This is a genomic window from Marinobacterium sp. xm-d-564, assembly GCF_013283345.1.
Classification (GTDB): Bacteria; Pseudomonadota; Gammaproteobacteria; order Pseudomonadales; family Balneatricaceae; genus Marinobacterium_E.
Genome location: NZ_WBYO01000002.1, coordinates 282,615 through 304,792, shown reverse-complemented (window position 1 = coordinate 304,792; position 22,178 = coordinate 282,615). Strand labels below are relative to the sequence as shown.

The window sequence follows — 22,178 nt, the reverse complement described above, 5'->3', positions numbered from 1 at the left end:
ACCTTGTTAATGCAGTGTCGGTGGCTCTTCATCATCGACAAATAGAGGCTGACCTTCTGAATCCATTCCGATGGCGCCCTTTTCAATGGCATGATCCACCATTTGAGCCACCATCATCTCAGTCAGGTGTGCACTAAGAATCATGCCAGCGGGTGGATCTTGATTGAACATCTCGGGATCCACCAATCCATCGTTTCGTAACCCTAACATTAAAGGGTTTTCAGCCAACAGCGGTGCCAAATCGTCTGGAGCAAAGACGGCATAGTCAGACGCAATTTTAAGACTGAGCTGATAGGCATCCATCGTCTCACAGCTCAGCGCAGTCTCGAAGGCTGCTTCAGCCGCCGAGAACAGATCAGAGAGCTGACTTCGACCACTTTGCGGAACAAACTCTTTAGGTGTTTTCGTGTAATCGACACCTAAAACGGGTTTGCAGAGATCCAGTTCATGCGCATCAACTAACAGATCGCCATGCTCATCACGCTCTAACCAGTCGCGCTTGGTCGCAACCATCATTAGACCATCCATACCGGCGGCCACAAGATTGGCACTGATGATCGCTCCGATGGTCGGGTTTGCACCCTCCTCTTCACTCTCGATCAGATCACCGGCACGTGAAGCCAATAGGCGTGGCGCTGATAGAATGAGCTCTACTAACTCGTCAGCCGGCAAAGCCAAACGCCTATGAGCTAGCTGGTGGGCTGTTTTAAAAGGGTAGCTGTGGCCGTTAGCCTCCATCTCTTTGAGATAGGCTTCGCGAAGGTCTTCAAGCAGTTCAGTCAGCTTGTCACTCATATCAGTGAAGATTGATACCAATGGGTTTAATGTCAGATTTAATCTGATCAAATTCAGATCTGAGCTGGGATAGCGGCGATAGTCCAAAATCACGTGGGCAGGCTGGAAGTTCATACCAATCCAAGGCCCAAATTCGGACCATGATCTCGTACTCACCAATCAGCGCATCCAGTAGAATCATGACTGCCTCAACCCGCGGATCCATATCGAGCACGGTCGGTGCATCTTCCATGTAGATGGCGAGCTCTAACTTGCCATTGATGGTGCGCAGTGAATACCAGTAGTCGTTGATCTCACAGAGCTCTCCGCCCAGATCGACGGTGCGTGGCACAGGGTCATGACGCTCATTGAAGGCGCGTACTTGAAAGCCATTCAGCTTAGGCGCCGCACCGACCAGTGTTAACACACTGTGAATCGACTCTGGGTAGCCATCACAACCAAAGACCAACTGAACAGGACCATCCTCTTGATTACGCTCAAAATGGAACGTCAGGTTAGAGTCGATCTCTTTCAGGGTCGGTCTGTAATCCATAAGCACACGCTCCCCGTGCTCAGCGAGCTGCTCGAGCGTGGCGTGTTGAAGGGCATCTAGGGTAATCGCAAGATCATCCCAAAAGGCTTTAATACTATCGACTTGTTCTTGCATATTAAGTGCGTGGTAAGGTCACACCCGTTTGACCCTGGTATTTACCACCACGATCACCGTAGGAGACTTCACACACTTCATCACCGCCAATAAATAGCATCTGAGCTACACCCTCGTTGGCATAGATCTTAGCGGGTAGCGGCGTAGTATTTGAGAACTCAAGTGTCACGTGTCCTTCCCACTCTGGTTCGAGCGGTGTGACGTTCACAATGATGCCACAACGTGCGTAGGTACTTTTACCCAAACAAATTGTCAGCACATCACGTGGGATCTTGAAGTATTCAACAGTGCGAGCCAGTGCAAAGGAGTTGGGTGGGATGATGCAGACATCCGACTTCACATTAACAAAGCTCTCGCTGTTGAAGTCTTTAGGGTCGACAACCGATGAGTTGATGTTGGTGAAGATTTTAAACTCGTCAGCACAACGAACATCGTAGCCGTAGCTAGACGTACCGTATGAGACGATCTTTTCACCATTCACTTCACGAACCTGACCCGGCTCAAACGGATCAATCATCTGTTGCTGTTCCGCCATGCGACGGATCCACTTATCGGCTTTGATACCCATTACTTATCACCTAAAAAGAAAACCGCGAAATAATAGCAAAAAAGGCTCCGGAAATAGAGCCTTTTCTTTACAGATCAATCATCCATGATGTTGATGAAAGGCGCCTCAGCCTGTGTGTGATTGGCAAGCACTTCACTGACGACAGCAGCAACGCTTTGATAGAGGTTGGCATACTCAGATTCAGGCTCAGCAATAACGATGGGTGTGCCCGAGTCGGCCTGCACGCGAATCGGCATTGCCAAAGGTAACTGACCCAAGAGCTTGGTTTGATACTGCTCTGCCATCTTATCACCGCCACCTTCCCCAAAAATGGGGTCAACATGACCGCAGTTTGAACAGACGTGCACACTCATGTTTTCAATGATGCCTAGCACTGGAATATCGACCTTACGGAACATCTCAATGCCCTTCTTGGCATCAAGCAGCGCAATATCCTGTGGAGTAGTCACTACGATGGCACCGTCGACTGGTACCTTTTGCGACAGCGTCAATTGTATGTCACCTGTACCTGGCGGCATATCGATCAGCAGAAGATCCAAATCATCCCATTGTGTCTGCATCAACAGCTGCTGAAGCGCACTACTGACCATAGGGCCACGCCACACCATCGGTGTATCTTCATCGATCAGATAACTGATCGACATAGTCTGAATGCCGTGCGCGACGACAGGAATAAAGTACTTCTCTTCAGCTGTTTTAGGGCGAGTACCTGCAGGTACTCCAAACATCATCGCCTGACTAGGACCGTAAATATCAGCATCCAATACGCCGATACGAAGACCCTGTGCCGACAGAGCCGCTGCCAGGTTTGCTGTGACCGTCGACTTACCCACTCCGCCTTTACCAGAAGAGATCGCGACAATTTTTTTAACACCCGCAAGATTTTCAAGTTTCTGAGACACGGTACCACCCAAACATAATAACCAAGTAATTTAGTAGGATTATTTCAAAAAGAGGATCGATTAACTAGACCTTCTTAGTGAGGTATACGCCACATTCGACATGATGGGTGTATGGAAACTGATCAAACAGCGCAAAACGCTGCACGTCGTGAGTCTGAGACAGAATCTCTAAATTCTCTTTTAAGGTTTCAGGGTTACAAGAGATATAGACAATCGCCGGGTAGGTCTGCACTTGCTTAACGGTCTCTGCATCTAAACCTGCACGAGGCGGATCAACCAGTACGGTTTGAAAATCAAAGCTAGTCAGATCCAACCCTTCGGTTCTTCGAGAAGTACGAGTGCCTTGAAGTACCTCAGTAAACTCTTCTGAAGAAAGGCGCAAAATAGAGACGTTCTCAACACCATTCACCTCAATGTTGTACTGCGCACTGCGTACCGACTCTTTAGAAATCTCAGTACCGACAACTCGATCGAAGTTCTGCGCTAGCGGCAGACTGAAGTTACCGTTACCACAGTAGAACTCCACTAGGTCGCCCCTAGCATCTTGAGTTGCATCCAACGCCCACTCAATCATCTGTTCACACACCTTAGCGTTGGGTTGGGTGAAACTGTTTTCGGTCTGCTTATAGGTGAAGGGCTGACCATTGATCTGAATCGTTTCAATGACGAAATCACGATCCAATACAATCTTGTTCTTACGTGAACGGCCTACAATATCAATGCCAAACTCTTCACGAAGGGGTTTCGCCGCCTCAATCCACTCCTCTCCGATCGCGCGGTGGTAGAGCATGCTAACCAGTAGCTCCCCTTTTAAGGTCGCTAGGAAGTCAATTTGAAATAGGCGTTTGCGCAGCTCTACCTCACCCTTTAAACGATCAAGGAAATTGAACATCATCGATTCGATGCGCGTATCGACCATTTTGCAGGCACTCAGTTTTACCGGCTTGCGCTTGTCACCCGGTTCAAACATAACGTAGTTGATCTCATCGCCATCATGCCAAACACGAAACTCTGCTCGCATACGGTAGTTCTCTGGTGGGGAGCGAAACAGCTCGAGCTCGGGAAGATCAAACCCTGAGAATAACTGCTGCATTGTTTCTGCTTTTTCAGCAAGTTGCTGTTCGTAGAGGGCAGGATCAATAACCGGTAAAGATGACATGCAATGGGTGCCTTTAAACGTCTAAAAAAAGTAATTGGGGCGCAGTGTAACAGTGCATTGAGTAGTGACCAAACCTGAGACCTTTAATCAATCGAAGTAAACGCGTAAAATCGACGCTCAATTTTTTCGTAGTAGATAGTGATTAACCTAGATGACTGATTCTAATCGCAAGATTCTTGTTACCAGTGCCCTGCCTTACGCTAATGGACCTATTCACCTAGGCCACCTAGTTGAATATATCCAAACCGATATTTGGGTTCGCTTCCAAAAGCAGCGCGGCCATCAATGTACATACGTCTGTGCAGATGATGCTCACGGTACACCGATCATGCTGAAAGCGGATCAGATGGGTATCTCACCTCAAGCGTTGATCGACAAAGTCAGTGCAGAGCACCAGCGTGACTTCTCAGGTTTTTTGGTCAACTTCGATAACTACTACTCGACGCACTCGGAAGAGAATAAGCAGTTTGCTGAACTGATCTACACGCGTCTACGAGATAAAGGTCACATTGCTCGTCGTACCATCACACAAGCGTACGACCCTGAAAAGGAGATGTTCCTTCCCGATCGTTTCATCAAAGGTGACTGTCCAAAATGTGGTGCGGAAGATCAGTACGGCGACTCGTGTGAAAAGTGTGGTGCAACCTATGCCCCGACTGAACTGAAAAATGCCTACTCTGCTGTATCAGGTGCAAAACCGATCGAGAAAGAGTCTGAACACTACTTCTTTAAGCTTGAAGATTTCGAATCATTCCTAAAAGGCTGGGTCGACACGCACGTTCAAGATCAGATGAAACACAAGTTGAATGAGTGGTTCGAATCTGGTCTTCAACAGTGGGATATCTCACGTGATGCGCCCTACTGGGGTTTTGAGATTCCTGACGCCCCTGGAAAATATTTCTACGTTTGGTTGGACGCTCCAATCGGCTACATGGCGAGCTTTAAAAATTGGGCGGATAAAAATGGTGTCGATTTCGATGAGTACTGGTCAGAAGATAGCAGCGCTGAACTCTACCACTTCATCGGTAAAGACATCGCCTACTTCCACACCCTATTCTGGCCTGCTGAACTGCATGGTGCTGGATTTAGAACACCGACAGGCGTGTTCTGCCATGGTTTCCTAACGGTCGATGGACAGAAGATGTCTAAGTCTCGTGGCACCTTTATTATGGCCGAGACCTACCTGAAACACCTACGTCCAGAGTATCTACGCTACTACTTTGCAGCGAAACTGGGCTCAGGTATTGATGACATCGACTTAAGCTTAGAGGACTTCCGTCTTCGTGTTAACGCCGATCTAGTGAACAAAGTCATCAACATTGCGAGCCGTTGTGCAGGATTTATCACTAAGAAATTTGATGGCCAACTGGATAGCACGTTGGCTGAACCAGAGCTCTATAACGAAGCGATTACCGCTGGTGAATCGATTGCAAATGCTTATGAAAAGCGCGAGTACGCCAAAGCGATGCGCGAAATCATGGCATTAGCCGATAAAGCCAACCAGTATATTGATGCAGCTGAGCCATGGGTATTGGCTAAGCAGGAAGGTAAAGAGGCAGAGGTTCAAGCCTGCTGTACCATGGGTATTAACCTATTCCGAGTGATCATCAGCTACTTAACTCCAGTTCTTCCAGAGGTATCTGAACAAGCTAAAGGCTTCCTTAATATTGAAAGCTTTGCTTGGGATGAGATTCAAACACCTCTACTGGACCATAAGATCAACAAGTTTAAGCCACTTATGCAGCGTGTAGAGCCTGAAAAGATCGAGGCGGTCATCGAAGATTCAAAACAGAATCTACAAGCAGCGGCTCCTGTTAAAAAGGCTGAGCCCAGTAAAGAGCCCATTGCTGAGACCATCGAGTTTCCTGACTTTGCCAAGGTAGATCTTCGTGTAGCTCGCATTGCTAAAGCTGAGCATGTTGAAGGTGCTGACAAACTCCTTCGATTGACGCTTGATCTAGGCGATGAGACACGCAATGTCTTTGCAGGTATCAAATCGGCCTATGCTCCAGAAGATTTGGAAGGCAAACTGACCGTTATGGTCGCCAACCTTGCACCGCGTAAGATGAAGTTTGGAATGTCCGAGGGGATGGTACTAGCGGCTGGACCTGGCGGTAAGGATCTTTGGATATTAGAACCCCATGCCGGCGCTCAGCCAGGCATGCGCATCATGTAAGCCTTGTTTTCGAACAGTGCGTCTATTTAAAAGGAGCTTCGGCTCCTTTTTTATTACCTCTTGTTGATCAATTCACATCCCAATAAGAAGAGAATTAAGCTAAATCTTAAGCATCCTGAAAAATTTTAATAATCCGTATAAGTTAATTCAGTTTGGTTATTAACAACTTTCATAGTAGATTATAAAGATTAGTTTGAGGTTAATTCTATTAAGTTATGAATTAACCGTATTATATAGGCTTAGCTTCTATACTGAGCCAGGGTTATCAACAGCCATCCTCGGGTGGATACTATAAGAGAGGTGAAATCGATGAGAATCGGTGTACCCCGCGAGAACGAAGAAGGCGAAAAACGCGTCGCCCTCACTCCAGACGTTGCAGTTAAAATGCAAAAGCTGGGTTTCGACATCTCGATGGAAAGCGGTGCTGGCGCAGATGCTAGCTATGCGGACGAAGAGTATGAGAAAGCTGGTGTAGAGATCATTAAAGATCCTAAAGAGCTATGGGGTAATTCAGACATTATCCTGAAGGTTCGCCCACCTAAAGCCCACCCTGAACTTGGTTTCAATGGCGTTGAGTTGATGAAGAAGGATCAAACCATCATCAGCTTCCTATACCCAGCGATGAACCCTGAGATGCTCAAAGAGATGGCTGATCATGGTATCAATGCACTGGCTATGGACTCTGTTCCACGTATTTCACGTGCACAGAAGATGGACGCCCTATCTTCAATGGCTAACATCGCGGGTTACCGTGCCGTTGTTGAAGCAGCGCAGCATTTTGGTCGCTTCTTCACTGGTCAGATCACCGCAGCAGGTCGAATCAACCCAGCTAAAGTACTGGTTATCGGTGCCGGTGTTGCTGGTCTTGCCGCTATCGGTGCTGCGAAAGGCATGGGTGCCATTGTTCGTGCATTTGATACTCGCCCTGAGGTTAAAGAGCAAGTTGAGTCGATGGATGCTGAATTCCTGATGCTCGATTTCGAAGATGACGAAGATGGCAGCGGTTCTGGCGGTTACGCTAAGACCATGAGCCCTGAGTTCATCAAAGCAGAGATGGATCTATTCGCGGCTCAGGCTGCAGAAGTGGATATCATTATCACTACCGCACTGATCCCTGGCAAAGAGGCACCTGAGCTGATCACTGAGCGTATGGTCGCTAACATGAAGCCAGGCTCTGTCATTGTTGACCTTGCAGCGGAAGCGGGTGGTAACTGTAAACTTACCGTCGCTAACGAAGTGGTTAAGAAGCACGATGTCACTATCATCGGCTACACCAACCTACCGAGCCGTCTTGCAGCGCAATCCTCTCAGCTCTATGCAACTAACATGTTGAACCTGTTGACTGAACTTTGCCCAGAGAAAAACGGCGAAATCGACATCAACATGGAAGACGAAGTGATTCGTGGTGCGACGGTTGTCAAAGAGGGCAACATCACTTGGCCACCACCAGCGCCTCGTATCTCGCTTGCACCTAAAGAGGACGTCGGCCTTAAAGCGAAGCAAGAGCTTGAGCCAGAGGTAGAAAAACCGGCTCACCCACTTGCGTTCCTGATCCCTCTACTGATCGCCGGTGGCGCTCTATTTGGATTGGGTTCTGTTGCTCCACCTGAGTTCATTGGCCACCTAACCGTATTCGTATTGTCATGTTTTATCGGATACATGGTTATCTGGGGCGTATCGCACTCACTGCACACACCATTGATGTCTGTCACCAACGCAATCAGTTCCATTATTGTGATTGGCGCTTTAATTCAGATCTCAAGTGACAATCCAGTGGTGATGGCGCTTGCCGGATTGGCTGTGTTCATTACCAGCATCAACATTGTGGGCGGTTTCGCCGTAACACAACGCATGCTTCGCATGTTTAGGAAGTAAGGAGATAATCGATGACTTCAGGAATTATTACAGCTTCCTACATTGCAGCCAGCGCCCTGTTTATCATGGCACTGGGCGGTCTTGCGCATCAGGAGTCTGCACGTCGCGGTAACTTCTATGGCATGCTGGGTATGGCTATTGCCGTCGGTGTTACCATCGTTGGCCTAGTCTCTAACAACTACGGACTTCTGGTCGGTGGTATTGTTGTCGGTGGTATCATTGGCTACATTCTGGCGCAACGTGTAGAGATGACCTCTATGCCTGAGCTAGTGGCGATTCTTCACAGCCTTGTAGGCCTAGCAGCCGTATTTGTGGGTTGGGCGAATGCTCTAGAGCATGCACCACTCACCGGTGTTGCTCAGTCGATTCACGCCGTTGAAACCTACCTTGGCATTCTGATCGGTGCGATGACCTTCTCTGGTTCCGTGATGGCTTACTTGAAGCTAAGCGGCAAGATTGGCGGACGCCCTCTTCAACTACCAGGTCGTCACCTATTCAACATTGCACTCGGCGTAATCGCTTTCTACTTCATGATTCAGTACATGGATACAGCGGCAACTGGCGGTGTCTTTGAACTGACGGTTATGACCATCATCGCACTGGTATTTGGTGTGCACATGGTGGCAGCGATCGGTGGTGCTGATATGCCTGTTGTAGTCTCAATGCTGAACAGCTACTCAGGCTGGGCTGCTGCAGCGATGGGCTTCATGCTAGGTAACGATCTACTCATCGTCGTCGGTGCTCTAGTCGGTTCAAGTGGTGCTATCCTCTCTTACATCATGTGTAAGGCGATGAACCGCAAGTTCCTAAACGTAATCTTTGGTGGTATTGGTCAGAAAGCTTCAAGCGGTGGTCCAGCAGGCCCTGCGGGTAATGCTGAAGACATTCGCTCGGTTGAATCGGATGAAGCGGCAGACATGCTTCTTAACGCTAAAGAGGTCATGATCCTACCAGGTTACGGTATGGCGGTTGCTCAGGCTCAACACACCGTATTCGAGATCACTAAGAAACTTCGCGACAAAGGCATCAACGTTCGCTTTGGTATTCACCCTGTAGCGGGTCGTATGCCAGGTCACATGAACGTACTGCTTGCAGAAGCGAAAGTACCTTACGACATCGTTTACGAGATGGAAGAGATCAACGAAGACTTCCCTAATGTGGATGTCTCTATCGTCATCGGTGCCAACGACATCGTCAACCCAGCTGCTCAGGAAGTGCCAGACAGCCCTATCGCAGGCATGCCTGTACTTGAGCCTTGGAACGGTAAACAGACCATTGTCATGAAACGTTCTATGGGTACTGGTTATGCGGGTGTCGATAACCCACTCTTCTACAAAGAGAACACACGCATGCTATTCGGTGATGCTAAAGAGCGTTTGGATCAAATCCTTAAAGCGATTAGCTAATCCAGAGTTGATACTAAAACGGCACCCTAGGGTGCCGTTTTTTATGAGTAATCATTATCTGGAAGGCTGATATCAACCAGCAGAGGTTCAACCTTGTCGCCCTGCAGCCCAATCATTTCGTCATAATAGGATTGATGCTCTAGCACCGCCCTTTCAACCCTAAACCCTTTGAAAGGAATCTTGGCCGCTAGCTGAGACCGAAACACCTGAGGGCGCCCAGTATCGTCAACCAGGGTTGATTGCCCAGTCTCAGTCGTTAATTGAACCAGATAGTGTTCACATTCAAAGGATTTCAATCGCAATTCAGATATAACCGGACGCTCCCGATTGAGCTGCTCGATAGTTACTTTCATATGGCTTCCTTAAATCTACTTTTCAGGTTACGGTGGCTATACTCTTTCGGACCAAGCATTCATGCCGAATCTTCAAACCCAATATAAGTACAGAGACAAGACCTTGTGAATCCAATTTCTTTTATTGCTGTCGTTATACTGATTCTGCTGATACTAGGCTGGGTGAGATCTAAACCCAAAGAGCATCGACGCAGAGCTTGGCTTCAAGCCGGACTCATCACCCTAGCACTGGTGATGCTCTTTTTAGCCATTACCGGCAGGATGCACTGGCTAGGCGCTCTGATTGCCGGCCTGCTTCCTTTTGTTAAAAGTGCGTTTCCCTGGTTACTGCGCCTACTGCCTTTTCTAAGGGCTCGACGCCAGCAACAAAAGAACAGCCCTAAACCCTCCGGAAATCCAAGCAAGCAGGAGGCCTATGAAATACTGGGTCTTAAAGAGGGAGCATCCAAAGAGGAGATCCTTGCTGCGCATAAGCGATTGATGCAAAAAGCCCACCCTGATCGCGGTGGCAGTGATTGGCTTGCCTCTCGCATTAACTCGGCCAAAGAGACGCTTCTAAAGGACTAACCAGAGATGAAACTCGTCGACATCATCCGCTACCCGATCAAGTCGGGTCAGGCCGTTCATTTAAAGCAAACGAACATAGAAACTAAAGGGATCGTTGGCGACCGTCGTTTCATGCTAGCGGAAGAGGATGGGCGGTTTATAACGGCTAGAAAAGATCCGATTCTGCTGGATCTGAACATCGAGTCAGACGGTCAGACTCTCTCTATCCTCTACAAAAACAAGACGATTGCGAAGGGTGATTTCAGCTCATCGGAGAGACTCAGCGTCACTGTTTGGAGTCGGGTTACCTCAGTACAACTAATCAGGCTCAATAATAGGGCGCTGGATTCCCTGTTCGAACGCAAAGTCTGCCTAGTGTTTAACGACAGTCAGGCAACAGAACTTGCAGAAAAGCGCTATGAGTGGGGCCCAATTCTCAGTGATGGTTACCCTATTCTACTGACCAATACTGCCTCACTGGATGCTCTCAACCATGCATCAGGCGGGCTGTTTGAAATGGCTCGTTTTAGACCTAACCTTGTCATCGACAGTTCAATACCCTGGATTGAAGATAGCTGGAGTCGGTTTCAAATCGGAGAGGCCATATTTGAACGTCGCAAGCCATGCGAACGCTGTGTTTTAGTCACACGCGATCCCATCACTGGATTGAAAGATAGCCATCAGGAACCGCTCCGCACACTGCAGGCAATTCACTCTGGACCCAATGGGGAGATCAACTTTGGCCAAAATATTAGCTTGGTAAAGCCTGGAAAGGTCTCTCTTGGGGATAAAGTGACCCTAGTCGATGAACTGGGACACCCTATTTCGTAAAGCCTTGAGTTGATGCTTGTTCGGTTTAAGTTCAAGGTGACCAACCTCGTTATGCGCACACCCCTTATCTAACAACTCAATCCAAGGTCTTACTAGTGTGAGTGGCGCACTGCCCTGAGCAAAGCGCTTTAGAGACTCAATCTGATGAGACGATAAAGTTCTCTGCTCAAGCGGTTTAGGTAAAGACTCAAAACCGACTGGCATTGCCGACCTCAACCCTCTCTCAATCTCAAATTGATAACGTGAAACCGCCTGCTCGCATAGAAACTGAATATCGTCTTTGGCGTTGGCGTTTAACGCTTTCATAACCAGCAATGCGGGCTCACCCGCCACCGGATCGATACGATCACCCATACGAATCGCTCTGTAGCCAGAGGCGCTCCAAAACTGCCACACCTCTTGGTATCCAGCGAAGCTAGCCCCCATAAAGTCGATCTGGGACGCAATCGCTTTCGCTTCAATAGAACGGAGCATAGCCGCGGCAATCCCTGATCTTCTGAAATCTGGCGCGACCGCAATACGTGCGATTCGCCAGAAGCGCTTGGTACCTAGTGTGACCATACCCTCAGAGAATATGAGTGTTTGCGGAAGTAGATTGCCATTAGGCCGTCGAACACCCTGAGCGATCGCCTCAGAGAGCTCAGCGGACAGTTCACCCTCCGCTGAAATCCAAGCAACAGCGACCAGTTCACCAGCTTGAACAGTTACAAAGAGGCATTGCCCTGGGGAGTCGAGCAGAACTCGAAGGTCGTTGGGTGAGGTTCGGTAGTGAGCTAGGTGTAGAAGCTGATAGATCGCCTGTAATCGATCAGGGTGGCTCACAAGGCCATCAAGTTCTAATCCATACACACCGTCATCAAAGCCTAAAAACGCCTTAGACGGCTCGCCTTCGGTCAGAAACAGCAGTTCATTGATCGTCTCTTCAAGCTGATCCCCTTGAGACCATCGAACCGGTTCAGCCAGCTGGGAATAGTTAACACCCTCTCGCTGTAGACCCAAACGTTGTAGAAAACGAAGAGAGAATCCACGCCCAAACCCTTCATAGCCATTAACCGTTGTCGAGACTGCTAGATGATTGGCACTTTCAACCAGTTGATCAAGCAGAGGCGTTGCAATCGCGGCGGCTTCATCAATCACCAACAGTCGAATATCGGGGTTAGTACGCAGCTCCTGTAAGGCTTCAGCAGGATGGAGGAAGCGCGGCTGAAACTCATCGCTCTGCTGATAGAGAGAGTAAACGGCGCGCTTATCCGGTGCCGTCACAATGACCTGATTGGACTCCCAATCAGACTGTTTTAACGCATAGCCCAAAGCAGAGGATTTGCCGCGACCTCTGTCTGCTGTAATCACTCTGGTAGAGGTCGATAGAGACCAGTCATCAAGCAGGTTATCCACCACAGCCTGTTGATCAGCAGTTAAGGCTATCGATTCAGATAATTGAGTGCTAGTTGTACTATTGAGCTCGACGGCGTCAATATCACAAATAATATTACTACTATGATTTAAACTATTGATTAATAACTGTATGTAGTTTGAATAATAGCTTTCAGACTGCCCCAAGGCTTGTAAAAACGGATCAGCATAATTGGGCCAAACAGACGCCTTAGGGGTGATCAAAACCAGTACACCAGGAGCCCGAACAAGGCCCGCCCCCTGGGCCAGAGCATTAGGTGTGAAGCCGTCAAAAGCATTGAAGATTAGGTAGTCAATGGATTGACCAAGCTCTGTCGCTAATCGATCGGCTCTAATCGAGCTAAAACCCTCTTGCGACTGACCGACTAACAACCCTTTCATAGAGTTGAGAGGGAGTTGACCCTTGAGCTGATTGATCGCCTGACCTGCCTCTACTTCTGACTCACACTGAAGCCAAACCAGTTTTCGATCGTTGATGGCCACTATCGATGACGCTCTAGATTGGCGAGGCGCTGTTCTTCATTCTTACGTAACAACAGATAGATCGCTGCAAGCCCACCATGCTGGGGCTGACAGCTATGAAAGGCTAACACCTCATCAATGTTTGGCAGCCAGAGTGTCAGTGCACTTTTCATCTTGTTTTGAGGTGCCTGCAGATGTTTGCCACGCCCATGGGTAATCATGACTGTACGCAGACCCAATCGGTAACACTCCTTTACAAAATTAGGCACCTCTTCACAGGCCTCAGAGAGCGTTCTGTTAATTAAATCAAGGCGCGCATCGACAGTGTATTTACCCAAACGGAGATTGCGATAGACCCCTTCTTGAACGCCATCGCGTTTCCAATCGACAGGATCCAAAGGGTTCAACAGTTGACTATCAGTAAATCGAAAACGCCCATCAACCCCTTCAGCCTCGCGTCGACGCTGTTCAAGAGCCTGCATATCACCACGTCTTAAATGCTCGCGCGCAGAGACCTTAGCCTCTGCCTTAATCGGTTTAACCCCTTCACCTAGCATTAACGATGTGAAATCGTTTGTAATCTCTTGATCAGACACACTCATTACCTCAAAACCGGCAGAAAGACTTTAAACCGGTCAATAAAGTGATTATTGTTGCTGTAATAACGAATAACAACCCTGATTCGAATCAGTCGCCTGTTAAGGACACACCACTATGCAACGCGTCATTATCGCTCTTATTCTGATTATCATTGCAGTATCGACTTACCTTTTCCTGAACAAACCGGAAATATCCACTGACTCCCAAACCGGCGAAAGTGTGCAACCACAAAGCACCCCCTCACAACAGACCGTTGCAGAGACTGAAAAAGCGGCCAAAAAGGTCATTAAAACACTGACCGAAGAGACCAAAGATGAAGCGCTCGATATTAAACAAGCGAATAACTTTGTTACCGGTGATCAACTGCTAGAACTACCCAACATGAAGAGTGAGGCTGCTCAAGTAGAGACCATTCAGACAGCTATGGAGGCAACTGATGAGGCTCAAACCCAGGGTGTACAAACCTCAACTCTGGTTGTGAAGCAACCACTCGTCAGCAATGAATCGGTGAAGCCTGATCAGATGATGAAACTCATCGCTGAAGACAATGTTATCAATACCAAAACACTGTCACCCGGAGACAAAATTCGTCTTAAAGAGCTTCTATCTAATCCTGACATCGCTGCCGGCAGTGTCTTCTACATTCATGCGGTAACCCCCAACGATATGCAAGGGCTCTGGGGCATATTGCAGCGCGGCCTAACCAACACCTTCCGTGAAGGGATCAAGCTCAGTGGTGAGAACGGACAAACGCTCATCGCAGAGATTCCAGAACTTGCTGACGAAGTGCTTGAGAATCAGCGCTCCTCTTTCTTAGGCGAGTTCCTCTACTCTAAGGTGAACGACATCTACATTTATAACTACCAACAGGGGATGCTGGGTCAGGATCCAGATCTGATTAAACCCGGTCAACAGTTGGTGATTGTTAGTTATAGTGAAGAGGAACTGATTAAAATTTACCAACACTTCACACGAGGCTAATCAGATGATCGATTTTTACACCTGGGGCACACCAAACGGTCATAAGATCCGAATCATGCTTGAAGCCTGTGGTTTCGAATATCAACTCCATAGAGTCGATATTCTTAACGATGAACAGTTCAAACCTGAATTTCTAGCCATCAGTCCCAACAATAAGATACCCGCCATCGTTGATCATGACGGTCCTAATGGCGAGGCTATCTCCCTATTTGAAACCGGTGCTATCCTGCTCTATCTCGCCGAGAAAAGTGGCCAGTTTATGCCCACAGAACCTAAAGCCTACTGGCAAGTGATGCAGTGGCTAATGTGGCAGATGGGTGGATTTGGACCTATGCTTGGACAGGCACATCACTTCAATAAATTTGCACCGGAACCTATCCCCTACGCGGTTGATCGCTACTGTAAAGAGGCTCATCGCCTCTGGGGTGTTCTGGATAAACAATTGGAAGGTCGCGACTTTGTTTGTGATCAACTGTCGATTGCTGACTTCGCAATCTTTCCATGGGCGAATCGCTTTGAATTTCAAAAAATAGAACCTGATCAATACCCCAATGTGGCCGCTTATATTGAGCGAATGAAGTCCTTTGACTTTGTCTCTAAAGGGCTAGAGATGCCTAGCGCATAATGTTCAGGCCCGCTCTCAAAGCGGGCCTTTTTGTTGATTAAAAAATAAACAGCTGGCTTATTAGCCTAAAGTCTGTATAATTTGCGCCTCTTTCAACGATCCTCCACCTGCTTTTGACTTATGGGCCGCGGGTAACGGGATCCCTTAAAAGCAGGAAATCTGATGTCTGATACTGATCAGCCGATCACATTTAGTGATCTTGGCTTAAGCACGCCTATTCTCGAAGCACTCTCTGACGTAGGCTACGAAACACCCTCTCCTATCCAAGCAGGTGCTATTCCAGCCCTTCTTGATGGCCGTGATATTCTAGGGCAAGCGCAAACAGGTACTGGTAAAACAGCCGCCTTCGCTCTGCCACTTCTACAGAACGTCGATACTAGCAAGATCCACCCACAGGTATTGGTACTGGCGCCAACTCGCGAACTCGCCATCCAGGTAGCTGAAGCGTGCGAAAAGTACTCTAAGTACATCCCTGGTCTGCGTACACTATCAATCTATGGTGGACAGGGTTACGACACACAACTTCGCTCTTTACGTAAGGGTGTGCATGTCATTATTGGTACACCAGGCCGTGTTATGGACCATGTTCGTCGCGGTACTCTAAGCCTAGACAAACTGAAGTGTTTGGTACTGGATGAGGCGGATGAGATGTTACGCATGGGCTTTATTGACGATGTTGAGTGGGTGCTTGAGCACACGCCACCTACTCGTCAGATCGCCCTGTTCTCGGCAACGATGCCACGTGAAATCAAAACGATCACTGAGCGTTACCTACAAAACCCTGTGCACGTAAAGATTCAAAGCAAGACTGAGACAGCCAGCACCATTCGCCAGCGTGTTTGGGAAGTTCGCGGCCTCTCTAAGTTCCAAGCTCTAACTCGCCTACTCGAGATGCATGAGCACGATGCAGCACTGATCTTTGTTAGAACTAAGACAGCGACTGAAGAGCTATCAGAACAGCTGATTCAGGCAGGCTTCTATGCAGCTGCACTGCACGGTGACATTCAGCAAGCACAACGTGAACGCGTTGTGGGCCGTCTAAAGTCTGGCAAACTCGATGTTGTCGTGGCGACCGATGTCGTAGCACGCGGTCTTGATGTTGAGCGTATTAGCCACGTTATTAACTTCGATATCCCTTACGATGTTGAGTCTTACGTACACCGAATTGGTCGTACAGGGCGTGCAGGTCGTCAAGGTGATGCGGTTCTTTTTGTGACTCATCGTGAGCGCCGTTTACTTAAGTCGATTGAACGCCACACACGTTCAACACTTGAAACACTGGAACTTCCCGATGCTAAAGCTCTGAACCAATTGCGTTCACAGCGCCTAAAAGAGCGTCTTGTTAATGCGATTGATAAACCACAGACGGCTGACTTCCATAACCTGATCACTGAACTAGTGACAGAGAGCGGTATCACCGCCTCTGCCCTAGCCGCTGCTGCACTTCAGCTTATTTACAAAGATAAGCCCTTCTATCTTGATGAGAAGGAGCCCAGCTTCAAAGAGCGCCCACGTCGTGAACGCTCTGATCGTGGCGAGCGCGGTGAAAGAGGTGATCGTAAACCTCGTCGTGACTCTGGTGCAGACGAAGGTAAGACCCGTTACTGGATCGGCGTTGGCCACCAACAAGGCGTTAAACCGGGTAACATCGTCGGTGCGATCGCAAACGAAGCGAATATCAGCAGCGATCTGATTGGACGTATCAGCATCAGCGAGAACTTCTCAACGATTGATCTTCCAAATGATCTTAAGCATGCACAATTGAAGAAAATTGCCGATGCTCGCGTCTGCGGCAAACAGTTGTCGATTCGCCCATGGCAGGATGAGATGTCAGGTAAACCAACGCGTCGTAAAGGACCACCGCGCGACCGCAACAGCAAACCTAAAGGCAATCGCAAACCACGCGCAGAAAAAGCCTAACGGTATCCGATACTCAGCCTAAGGGGCTGAGTATCCTCCTTTACCCAACTATAAGCTTATGCAAAACCAGTCTTAAAAACCGACCTAATACGTTGATTTATTAATAATCAAATCCAACTAAAGTAGTAAACTGACGATCCTTTAGAGGCACAGCTTTGCCAATATCTGATAAGGATTATCTATGCTCCACTACACTCTCATCGCTTTTGCTCTGATTGCACTGTTAGCCATTGTGTTTGAAGAGGTGATTCATCTAAACAAAGCGAAATCGACTCTGTTTCTAGGCACGCTCTCTTGGATATTGATTTTCCTGTTTCCTGAACAAGGTGTTACACCGGAACAACTCAGGGATATGCTCAATGAAAACCTTTTAGATATCGCAGGGCTTTGGCTATTTTTAATGTCCGCGATGACTTTTGTCGCCTTTTTAAACCATCAAGGACTGATTGAGACGCTTATATATCGGCTACTACCCAGTCAAATCAGTGAACGCAAACTCATCTTTCTGGTCGGCATCTTCTCCTTTGTCTTTTCAAGTCTTTGTGACAACATCACAGCCACCCTGGTCTCCATTGCCTTGGTACTATCGCTAGGTTTAGAGAGACGTAAAACCCTTAGACTCTCTGTGCTTGTTGTATTTGCAGTCAACTCTGGTGGTGTATCCCTGATTACCGGCGATGTGACCACATTAATGGTATTTCTAGCCGGCAAGGTAGAGATTACTGACCTACTGCTACTTTCAGTACCAGCCTTCGTAAGCACCATGCTGTTAGCGGCCATGCTCTCTAGACCCTTGGTAGGTCAGGTGATTATTACCCCTACCCCTCGCAAGGACGACAAGGTCGGTAAAGTCATTGCAGTTATATTTCTAGCAACCATTATTTCGACCATTATTCTCAATATTGTTGCGGGCATCCCACCGGTTTTGACCTTCCTTTTTGGACTATCCACCATGTTTCTGCTGGGCCGTTTTCTCTACGAAGAGGACACTCGTGAAAACCTGTTGGACTACGTTAGACGCATCGAGTTCGATACATTGATGTTCTTTTTGGGTATTTTGCTATTGGTGGGGATGCTCAAAGAGATTGGAACACTAGACAGTTTAGTAGGCATCTATCAGGTCCTACCCATCACCGTTGCAAACTTTGCGATGGGTGTCTTCTCAGCCTTTGTCGATAACGTACCTTTGACAGCGGCACTGCTCAAGTCTGGAGTAGAGATGTCTAAAGCCGAGTGGTTATCCTTAACCTATTCTGTGGGTGTTGGGGGGTCGCTGTTGGCAATTGGGTCAGCAGCCGGCATCGTTGCAATGTCTAAAGTGGATATCCTAAATTTCGGAAGCTATGCACGCTACGTCGTCTATCTATCGATTGCGTTTTTAGTCGGTTACCTGAGCAGTTATCTTTTAGGTAGCTATTTCGTCTAACGCATAATGAAAACGGGCGACACTCCTACTGTTAACCATAACTTCTAAACAGTGAGTTGCCGCCCGCTTAGCCGAAAGCAATATTTCGACTCGTAATACCCTTCAAACCCGGGCCAGGTAAGCCAACCGCTGAATATCAGCTTCAGACTTTTCACTATTCAGTTTAGACCCATGGGTCTGGAGTTCAACTGAAAAAAATTCCATTCAGTGAGCTAAGATCATACTAACTGACACGACTCTATTAATTGTGTTTTTTGCTGTAAAGTCATCCGCTTAATTGCGCACTCACGCTGCGTGGCACTTGAACGATCTGCATGTTGCTCATGCCAGATCAGCTCCACAGGTCGTCTAGCTCGTGTGTATTTAGCGCCCCCAACCAGTTCACCATTGTGTTGACGGAGTCGTCTAGTGGGATCCGTGGTTACCCCTGTATAGAGGGTTTTATCGGAACAACGAACGACGTAAACAAACCAGTGAGACAAGCCAAACGCACTCAATAAAGATTAGAGCCTAGATATAATCACACCCTTAGCTGTAACTGCAACAGAGCGTTTTGCAAAGATTCAGAGGTGATCGGTTTACCCATAACGACATCAGCGCCAGCCTTTAACAACAGATCTCGTTCGTTACCGACCGTTGCGGCGGTTACTCCTAACACCTTCACATCACTTCCTGTCGCACGAATCGCTTCGACCAACTCATAACCGTTCATCTCCGGCATAAAGATATCCGTTATGATCAGATCCCATTTCTGTTCATTAAACAGATCTAGAGCCAGTTGGCCATTTTCCACAAGAACAGGGTTAGCCCCCAATTTTTGCAGTAAGTTTTCACTAAGCTTTCTGAGCATCAAATTGTCTTCTGCCATCAAAACACTCAATCCCTCGAGTGAAACCATCGATGCTGTCTCATCCGGGGTTGCTGACTGCTTAGGCTCAACCGGCATATTGATTGTGAAGCAAGCACCTCCTAGCGCCTCACTCTCTTTTACATTCAGAGTTCCGCCATTCGCTTGAATGATCTCACGACAGATTGAGAGCCCTAATCCGGTTCCATCCGCATCTGTATCGCCTCTTTCAAAGGGTTCAAAAATCGACTCATACTGAGAGGTAGGAATACCACGACCATCATCTTCAACAGAGATACGAAGCTGATGCATAGCCCCCTCATCGGCTGATGAAGGAGTAATTACTTCGACCTGAACTTGAACCATACCTCCTTGCCCGTGCACAACGGCATTCTTAACCAAGTTGGTTAAAACCTGTCGAATACCCCGCTGATCGAGATTGAATTGATGACCTGCCATATCATTCGATTTAACCGAGCATCGAATCTGTTGATTATCGAGCATCGTTTTAAGTGGTGTCAGTGATCGCTCTACTATCTCTATAGGACGAGCATTAGAGAGCTCTCTCCCTTGAATCAGTTCTGGTTCAACCACCGATCGTAAATCATCCAATACCGCTAGCAGATGCTGACTGGTAGAGCGAATATCACCAAGTGACTCTGTAATCGCCGCATTGTCCGCTTCCAACATCATATTCAGTGCCGCAGCCGGTGTTCGAAGTTCATGACCAATCACAGCAAACATCTGTTTCTGTTTTTGCAGCGTCTCTTCTAACCGCTTAACAGCCTGACTGCGCTCAGTAAGCGTAACCTCAAGTTGATGTCTTAGCAGAACATCATCTGTACGATTGATGACTGCACCGCTAAACCCCTGCAACACACCCTCTTTCACTTCAGGGCGGGCATTCAACTCAAGGTAACGCCTCTCACCAGAGGGGAGTAACAACTCTCTCTCAATCCTTTGAAAATTGTTTGATTGCCAATTGTGGAGTCGATTTTTAAGCTGATCCTCTCCACTATCCACAGCGATACGAGTGCTGATATCCTCTTGAGTAATCGTCGGATACTGATCTTTAGGGAGATCATAGAGGGATCTAAAGACATCATTCGCCGTTACGACACCCTTAATCAAGTCACTGTGAAAGAGTCCTATATCACCATATTCAGAAACATCGTTAAGCTGCTGCAGTACTTTTTCAGTCCGTTTGACCGACTCTGCAAGTGCCAGCTCCTTCTCTTTAATATCCGTTACATCCTGTGACAGCTGAATTCGAATCAGTTCACCCTTTGCATTGGTGTGCTCCGCAATCGTCGAGTTTCTAACCCATTTAGTTCTATTCAACGCCTCTATGAAGAGCGGGTACTCAACGACCGCTCCTATTTGAGCAAGCGCGTCTGTAATTTGATTGCGATATCTAGGCTCAGTAGCATTTAACCTAGCCTCACCGACCAATGGAGCAACATTCTCATCAGGGGGTTCAATTATCCAATGGCCCGTCTGATGATTAACGTTCTACTCTATTAGCGCTAATTTAGAGGTGGTTAATGCTAAATGGAGTTGTCTGTCTAGAGCCTCTATCTTGGATAGCTGACGATTTCGAACGGTTAACTGATGCCAAATCCACCAAGCAAACAGAGCTGATAAGATTGCAACGGTCATTAAGGACCAGCCAATGTACGTTTGAACTTGTCTCTCCGTAAATATAGAGAGAGGCTCATTGATGATCGAGATTGGCCCGTTAAGATTAGACGTATCAGCCTGCCAACGTTTTAACTCGTTATAATCCAAAATATAACGCTTTTGAGGTGGTGCAAACCCTTCAGATTGACCGTAAGTCAGTTGTGTTATCTTTTGACCCAACTCTTTAGAAAGGGTCATATAGCCACCCAATCCACCGGCCTTTAGCGAAGTACTCTGCATTGATATCAATGGAGCAACATCTAGATCAACGATCTGTTTAATGAGCTGTATCGGCAATCCATCTTCAGAGACCGATCCAGCACCACGCCCTAACCATAGAATGACTCGATCTGCAGGAAGCTGTTTTAATGTGGATAGGGTCTCATCAAAACTTAACGACTCATCAAGTAGGGTTAAATCAAACTGATCGGCAAAGTTAAAATCCCATAGATCTTCAACCTCTACTCGACGTGAGGCTGGGGCAAGCACAACCAACTCTTTGATGTTTGGAAATAGCCTTGGGATTGAATCCAGCGTTTTCTCTAGATCAAATAGCTCCCCTTTCGAAAATCCGGGAAGAGCGGCCATGCTGGTGTTGACAGCAAAAACATTAATCTCTTTGGGTAGTTTGCTGGAGAGTCCCTGAGCAACTCGAAGGGCAAAATTGCCCTCAGCGATGATCGTCGCGGGTAGTAAAGGGGAATTTTTATAAAGGGAATCGATCGTTTGACGAAGGTAATCCGGCTCACTTCTGAAAGCATCCAATCGGTGGATGTAAACCTCTTTTGTAAATAACTCAGATTGATTAACCAGTAGCTGATACTGTTCATCAATAAATCCCTGAAAAACCTCTTGCTGAAAAGGGATCTGTTCGTGGCCAGTAAACAGAATCATTATCCGATTAGGATCCACTGGCTTATCGGACGCCGAAGTCGCAGTTAATGGAATTGAGATCAGTAGAGAGAAC

Annotated in this window: 20 protein-coding genes; 9 read left to right on the top strand and 11 right to left on the bottom strand. The window is 47.6% G+C overall.

Annotated elements, in window-relative coordinates:
• Nucleotides 1–6 precede the first annotated feature (6 nt).
• The 5 genes from XMD564_RS03770 to trmA form a co-directional block, all read right to left on the bottom strand.
• Complete coding sequence (locus XMD564_RS03770) at nt 7–846, bottom strand: hypothetical protein (RefSeq protein ID WP_254445571.1); 840 nt, start codon at nt 844–846, stop codon at nt 7–9.
• Entirely contained in the window at nt 797–1,441 is a 645-nt protein-coding gene (locus XMD564_RS03765) for a hypothetical protein (RefSeq protein ID WP_173507826.1), read from the bottom strand. The genes XMD564_RS03770 and XMD564_RS03765 overlap by 50 nt, the downstream gene beginning before the upstream one ends.
• A 1-nt stretch (nt 1,442) precedes the next feature.
• Nucleotides 1,443–2,009, bottom strand: coding sequence for a dCTP deaminase (gene dcd / locus XMD564_RS03760; protein ID WP_173480876.1), 567 nt, complete (start codon nt 2,007–2,009; stop codon nt 1,443–1,445).
• A 74-nt stretch (nt 2,010–2,083) separates the two neighbouring features.
• A complete protein-coding gene (gene apbC, locus XMD564_RS03755; protein WP_371740248.1) occupies nt 2,084–2,911 on the bottom strand; it encodes an iron-sulfur cluster carrier protein ApbC in 828 nt (275 codons plus the stop codon).
• Nucleotides 2,912–2,975: 64 nt separating this feature from the next.
• Nucleotides 2,976–4,070 (bottom strand): tRNA (uridine(54)-C5)-methyltransferase TrmA, encoded by a 1,095-nt coding sequence (gene trmA, locus XMD564_RS03750; RefSeq protein ID WP_173507825.1) that lies wholly within the window; start codon nt 4,068–4,070, stop codon nt 2,976–2,978.
• A gap of 151 nt (nt 4,071–4,221) precedes the next feature.
• On the opposite strand from trmA, the gene metG reads away from it, so the two are divergent.
• From metG to XMD564_RS03735, 3 genes are all read left to right on the top strand, one after another.
• A complete protein-coding gene (metG, locus tag XMD564_RS03745; RefSeq protein WP_173498064.1) occupies nt 4,222–6,246 on the top strand; it encodes a methionine--tRNA ligase in 2,025 nt (674 codons plus the stop codon).
• A gap of 309 nt (nt 6,247–6,555) precedes the next feature.
• Nucleotides 6,556–8,121, top strand: coding sequence for a Re/Si-specific NAD(P)(+) transhydrogenase subunit alpha (locus XMD564_RS03740; RefSeq protein ID WP_173480873.1), 1,566 nt, complete (start codon nt 6,556–6,558; stop codon nt 8,119–8,121).
• 11 nt (nt 8,122–8,132) lie between these two features.
• Complete coding sequence (locus XMD564_RS03735; RefSeq protein ID WP_173507824.1) at nt 8,133–9,527, top strand: NAD(P)(+) transhydrogenase (Re/Si-specific) subunit beta; 1,395 nt, start codon at nt 8,133–8,135, stop codon at nt 9,525–9,527.
• 41 nt (nt 9,528–9,568) lie between these two features.
• On the opposite strand, the gene XMD564_RS03730 is transcribed toward XMD564_RS03735, so the two are convergent.
• Nucleotides 9,569–9,880: a DUF6482 family protein gene (locus XMD564_RS03730; protein WP_173482449.1), complete on the bottom strand. Its 312-nt coding sequence runs from the start codon at nt 9,878–9,880 to the stop codon at nt 9,569–9,571.
• Nucleotides 9,881–9,985: 105 nt separating this feature from the next.
• Here XMD564_RS03730 and XMD564_RS03725 point away from each other — a divergent pair, with 105 nt between their 5' ends.
• Both XMD564_RS03725 and XMD564_RS03720 read left to right on the top strand, forming a co-directional pair.
• Nucleotides 9,986–10,447: a DnaJ domain-containing protein gene (locus XMD564_RS03725; protein ID WP_173480870.1), complete on the top strand. Its 462-nt coding sequence runs from the start codon at nt 9,986–9,988 to the stop codon at nt 10,445–10,447.
• 6 nt (nt 10,448–10,453) lie between these two features.
• Nucleotides 10,454–11,257, top strand: coding sequence for an MOSC domain-containing protein (locus XMD564_RS03720; RefSeq protein ID WP_173482447.1), 804 nt, complete (start codon nt 10,454–10,456; stop codon nt 11,255–11,257).
• Here XMD564_RS03720 and XMD564_RS03715 read toward each other — a convergent pair.
• Nucleotides 11,225–13,153, bottom strand: a complete 1,929-nt coding sequence (locus XMD564_RS03715) for a GNAT family N-acetyltransferase (RefSeq protein ID WP_173507823.1) — start codon at nt 13,151–13,153, stop codon at nt 11,225–11,227. The genes XMD564_RS03720 and XMD564_RS03715 overlap by 33 nt on opposite strands.
• A complete protein-coding gene (smrA, locus tag XMD564_RS03710) occupies nt 13,153–13,728 on the bottom strand; it encodes a DNA endonuclease SmrA (RefSeq protein WP_217364259.1) in 576 nt (191 codons plus the stop codon). Before smrA ends, XMD564_RS03715 begins: the two co-directional genes overlap by 1 nt.
• A gap of 118 nt (nt 13,729–13,846) precedes the next feature.
• On the opposite strand from smrA, the gene XMD564_RS03705 reads away from it, so the two are divergent.
• The 4 genes from XMD564_RS03705 (at nt 13,847) to nhaD (ending at nt 18,684) form a co-directional block, all read left to right on the top strand.
• Nucleotides 13,847–14,713 carry a hypothetical protein gene (locus XMD564_RS03705; protein WP_173507821.1) on the top strand — a complete coding sequence of 289 codons (867 nt, stop codon included), beginning with the start codon at nt 13,847–13,849 and terminating at the stop codon, nt 14,711–14,713.
• 4 nt (nt 14,714–14,717) lie between these two features.
• On the top strand, nt 14,718–15,338 hold the full coding sequence (locus XMD564_RS03700) for a glutathione S-transferase family protein (protein WP_173495535.1): 621 nt from the start codon (nt 14,718–14,720) through the stop codon (nt 15,336–15,338).
• A gap of 162 nt (nt 15,339–15,500) precedes the next feature.
• Nucleotides 15,501–17,258: a DEAD/DEAH box helicase gene (locus tag XMD564_RS03695; RefSeq protein ID WP_173507820.1), complete on the top strand. Its 1,758-nt coding sequence runs from the start codon at nt 15,501–15,503 to the stop codon at nt 17,256–17,258.
• A 181-nt stretch (nt 17,259–17,439) separates the two neighbouring features.
• A complete protein-coding gene (gene nhaD, locus XMD564_RS03690) occupies nt 17,440–18,684 on the top strand; it encodes a sodium:proton antiporter NhaD (RefSeq protein ID WP_173495533.1) in 1,245 nt (414 codons plus the stop codon).
• A 218-nt stretch (nt 18,685–18,902) separates the two neighbouring features.
• Here the strand turns inward: nhaD and XMD564_RS03685 are convergent, their stop codons facing one another.
• The 3 genes from XMD564_RS03685 to XMD564_RS03675 form a co-directional block, all read right to left on the bottom strand.
• Complete coding sequence (locus XMD564_RS03685; RefSeq protein ID WP_173507819.1) at nt 18,903–19,166, bottom strand: GIY-YIG nuclease family protein; 264 nt, start codon at nt 19,164–19,166, stop codon at nt 18,903–18,905.
• A 38-nt stretch (nt 19,167–19,204) separates the two neighbouring features.
• Nucleotides 19,205–20,872, bottom strand: coding sequence for a hybrid sensor histidine kinase/response regulator (locus tag XMD564_RS03680; RefSeq protein WP_173507818.1), 1,668 nt, complete (start codon nt 20,870–20,872; stop codon nt 19,205–19,207).
• Between the two features lie 171 nt (nt 20,873–21,043).
• Nucleotides 21,044–22,105: a hypothetical protein gene (locus XMD564_RS03675; protein WP_173507817.1), complete on the bottom strand. Its 1,062-nt coding sequence runs from the start codon at nt 22,103–22,105 to the stop codon at nt 21,044–21,046.
• Nucleotides 22,106–22,178: the final 73 nt, after the last annotated feature.